4 protein-coding genes are annotated in these 3,677 nt (G+C 72.5%); 3 read left to right on the forward strand and 1 reads right to left on the reverse strand.

Features of this window, described 5'->3' with window-relative positions; translation table 11 throughout:
• The coding region (locus ACFFNX_RS44920) for an AfsR/SARP family transcriptional regulator (protein ID WP_378212392.1) at positions 1 to 228 on the reverse strand (228 nt) is incomplete at its 3' end.
• Between the two features lie 233 nt (positions 229 to 461).
• Here ACFFNX_RS44920 and ACFFNX_RS44925 point away from each other — a divergent pair.
• The 3 genes from ACFFNX_RS44925 to ACFFNX_RS44935 all read left to right on the forward strand — a co-directional run.
• Entirely contained in the window at positions 462 to 1,280 is an 819-nt protein-coding gene (locus ACFFNX_RS44925; RefSeq protein ID WP_378212393.1) for a polysaccharide deacetylase family protein, read from the forward strand.
• An 81-nt stretch (positions 1,281 to 1,361) separates the two neighbouring features.
• Positions 1,362 to 2,798, forward strand: coding sequence for a GuaB1 family IMP dehydrogenase-related protein (locus tag ACFFNX_RS44930; RefSeq protein WP_378212396.1), 1,437 nt, complete (start codon positions 1,362 to 1,364; stop codon positions 2,796 to 2,798).
• Between the two features lie 69 nt (positions 2,799 to 2,867).
• A partial coding sequence (locus ACFFNX_RS44935) for an enolase C-terminal domain-like protein (RefSeq protein ID WP_378212394.1) occupies positions 2,868 to 3,677 on the forward strand: 810 nt, incomplete at its 3' end.

Below are 3,677 nucleotides of genomic sequence, written 5' to 3' on the forward strand. Positions count from 1 at the left end.
GTCGGCGAGCCGCCACGCCCGCCGCAGCGCGGAGACGCACGCCTGGATCTGCGCCGTCGCGGTCGTCGGCGCCCGCTCCCCCCAGACGGCCTCGATCAGGCGGTCCACGCTGCGCACGCGCCCGGGATCCAGCGCGAGCGCGGCCAGCACGGCACGCGCGCGGGGACCGATGGGAACGGAGACGGCGCCGTCCCACAGCTCCACCGGACCCAAGAGCCTGACCTGCATGCATGCCTCTCAGCGAGGGGTTCCGACCGGCACGCACGGCACCGGAGGATGCGCCGTGCGAGGGCGCCGGCAAGCTCCTTAGCTCAGTTCAGAGGTAAGTGTCGCATGAAGAAATCACTTATGGTCAATGTGGATGGCAGGAAAGATTCCATTTCGTCGTTTCAGTGCCCCGACACGGCACTGACTCGGCACCCGGGAAAGGGACTTTCCCGGGCGCACGGCACACTGTCCGGATGCGATTGCGACATCTGGCGGTGATGCTCCTGCTCACCGTCTCGGCCTGCTCGGCGCGGCACGAGCACGCGGTCGCCCGCCCGCCGGCCGGCCGGCGCACCGGCCGGACCGTCACGCCCACACCCACACCCGCTCCGCCCCACCCTCGGCGCATGGTCTTCCACGGGGCGCGCGACTCCGGCATGGTGGCGCTCACGTTCGACGCCGACATGACGCACGGCATGTGGCGATCGCTCGACGCGGGACGGATCAAGTCCTCCTATGATCGCCGCATCGTCGCCACGCTCGACTCCACCCGCACCCCGGCGACCATTTTCGCCACCGGCATGTGGATCCGGCGTTATCCGGCGGTGACGAAGGCGCTCGCGGCCGATCCGCTGCTGGAGTTCGCCAACCATTCCTACGAGCACAGCGCCTTCACCGCCCCGTGTTACGGCCTGCCGGTCCTGCCGGCCCACGACCGTACGGCGGACGTGCTGCACGCGGGGCGGATCCTGCGCGACCACGTTCCCGCGCCCACGCCCTACTTCCGGTTCCCCGGCGGATGCCACGACCAGGCGGCGGTGCGGGCGGTGCTCGCCGCCGGCGTGACACCGGTGCAGTGGGACGTCATCAGCGGTGACGCCTTCGGCCACGACCCCCGCGCGATCACGCGTACGGTCGTGAAGGAGGCGAAGGGCGGCTCGATCGTGGTCATGCACCTCAACGGTGCGCCCACCGCACCCGAGACGCACGCGGCGCTGCCCGGGATCATCACCGGCCTGCGGGCGCGCGGGCTGCGCCTGGTCAAGGTCTCGGAGCTGCTCACGGCCCATTGAACCAGGCACCGGCGGGTATCCCTCACAATGGAGAGTGGCTTTTCCGGCCATTCGCCCAGATGACGGACGGTGTTGACGAACGTGCGCCTGCTGAACGGTGAGCAACCGGTTCACGACCTGACTTACAACGACGTCTTCATGGTGCCTCGCCGGTCCGACGTCGGCTCCCGGCTCGAGGTCGACCTGTCGACCAGCGACGGCAGCGGGACGACGATCCCCGTCGTCGTCGCCAACATGACCGCCGTCTCGGGCCGCCGGATGGCCGAGACGATCGCCCGCCGGGGCGGGCTCGCGGTGATCCCCCAGGACATCCCCGTGGACGTCGTCGCCGACGTCATCGGCTGGGTGAAGACACGTCACCTCATCGTCGACACCGCGATCCGGCTCGGCCCCGGCGGCACGGTCGGCGAGGCGCTCGGCCTGCTGTCCAAGCGTGCGCACGGCGCCGTCATCGTTGTCGAGGACGGCCGTCCCGTCGGCGTGGTCACCGAGGCCGACTGCCTGAGCGTCGACCGGTTCACCCAGCTCAGCGAGGTGATGTCCCGCGAGTTGCTCACGCTCCCGGACACCGTCGACCCGCAGAAGGCCTTTGACACGCTGCACGCGCGCGGCCACCGGCTCGCGCCCGTGGTCGACGGTGAGGGCCGGCTGACCGGCGTGCTGACCCGTACGGGCGCGCTGCGCGCGACGCTGTACGAGCCCGCGGTGGACGGGGGCGGCCGGTTGCGTGTGGCCGCCGCGATCGGGGTGAACGGTGAGGTGGAGGAGAAGGCCGAGGCGCTCCTCGCGGCCGGCGCGGACGTGCTGGTCATCGATACCGCGCACGGGCACCAGGACAAGATGCTCGGCGCGCTGCGGCGCGTGCGGGGGCTCCGCCCGGGGGTGCCCGTCGTCGCCGGCAACGTCGTGACCGCGGACGGCGTGCGCGACCTGGCCGAGGCGGGCGCCGACGCGGTCAAGGTCGGGGTCGGTCCGGGTGCGATGTGCACGACCCGCATGATGACCGGCGTGGGCCGCCCGCAGTTCTCCGCGGTCCTCGAGTGCGCGGCGGAGGCCCGCCGGCTGGGCCGCCACATCTGGGCGGACGGCGGTGTCCGCCACCCGCGCGACGTGGCCCTGGCCCTCGCCGCCGGTGCGGCGAACGTCATGATCGGCTCGTGGTTCGCCGGGACGCTGGAGTCGCCGGGCGACCTGCAGCGCGCCTCCGACGGGCGGCTGTACAAGGAGAGCTTCGGGATGGCCTCGGCGCGTGCGGTACGCCTGCGCACGGCCGAGGACTCGCCGTTCGAGCGGGCCCGCAAGGCGCTGTTCGAGGAGGGGATCTCCACCTCGCGGATGTACGTCGACCCGCAGTCACCCGGCGTCGAGGACCTGCTCGACACGATCATCGCGGGGCTGCGGAGCTCCTGCACGTACGCGGGAGCGCGGACGCTGGAGGAGTTCCACGAACGGGCGCTGGTGGGGGTGCAGAGCCCCTCGGGCTACGCGGAGGGCGAACCCCTGCACGTCAGCTGGTGACCGGCCACCGCACGGAGCATGTCCGGGATGGGTGGATCATAGAAGGGACGTCGAGGCGAGGACGGTGATATGCCCCGTATCCAGGGGTTCGAGGCTTACCGCATGGCGATGCCGCGCGGTCGGCGCCCGGAGAGCATTCTCGTCCGGGTGACGGATGACGACGGCCTCGCCGGCTGGGGCGAGGTGGCCGGCTCCGACGTCTGCTGGGCCGACATCGAAGAGCGCGTCGGCCCCGCCCTGCTCGGCCTCGACTGGGAACTGCCCGAAGAGGTCGGCGGCGTCGGCGGGCTCGGCGAGAGCGCGGCGGCCTCGGCGACCGACATCGCCTGCTGGGACCTGTGGTGCCGCCGTCAGGGCAGTCCGCTGTCCCACTCGCTCGGCGGCACCCGAACGTCGGTGATGGCCGGCGCCCGGCTCGATGCCGAGCCCAGGCTCGACGTGCTGCTCACCCGCGTCAACCGCCTGGTCGGCGCGGGCTACACCCGGGTCACCCTCGCGGTGCACCCCGGATGGGACGTCGAGCCCGTCCGCGCCGTACGCCGGGCGTTCCCCGCGATCGCCCTCCAGGCCGACGCCGGCGAGGCGTACACCGAGGCGGAGGCCCACCTCGACGCGCTGGAGGCCCTGGACGCGTACGGCCTGCTGGCGATCGAGCGGCCGTTCCCCGGCGACGACCTGCCCGCCTACGCACGGCTGCAGCGGCAGATCGCCACGGCGGTGTGTCTGGACCCGGCCGACCTGGACACCGTCGACACCGCCATCGCCATGAACGCCGGCCGCATGCTGGGCCTGCGCATCTCCCGGCTGGGCGGCCTGACCGCGGCCCGCGGCGCCCACGACCGCGCCCTGGCGGCCGGCTGGGCGGCGTGGTGCTGGAGG

Origin of the sequence: Actinoallomurus acaciae (assembly GCF_042429965.1) — a bacterium.
Taxonomy (GTDB): domain Bacteria; phylum Actinomycetota; class Actinomycetes; order Streptosporangiales; family Streptosporangiaceae; genus Actinoallomurus; species Actinoallomurus acaciae.

Bases quoted from the DNA above. Each gene is read 5' to 3' on its own strand.
- ACFFNX_RS44925 (WP_378212393.1), top strand. From the start codon at position 462: ATGCGATTGCGACATCTGGCGGTGATGCTCCTGCTCACCGTCTCGGCC.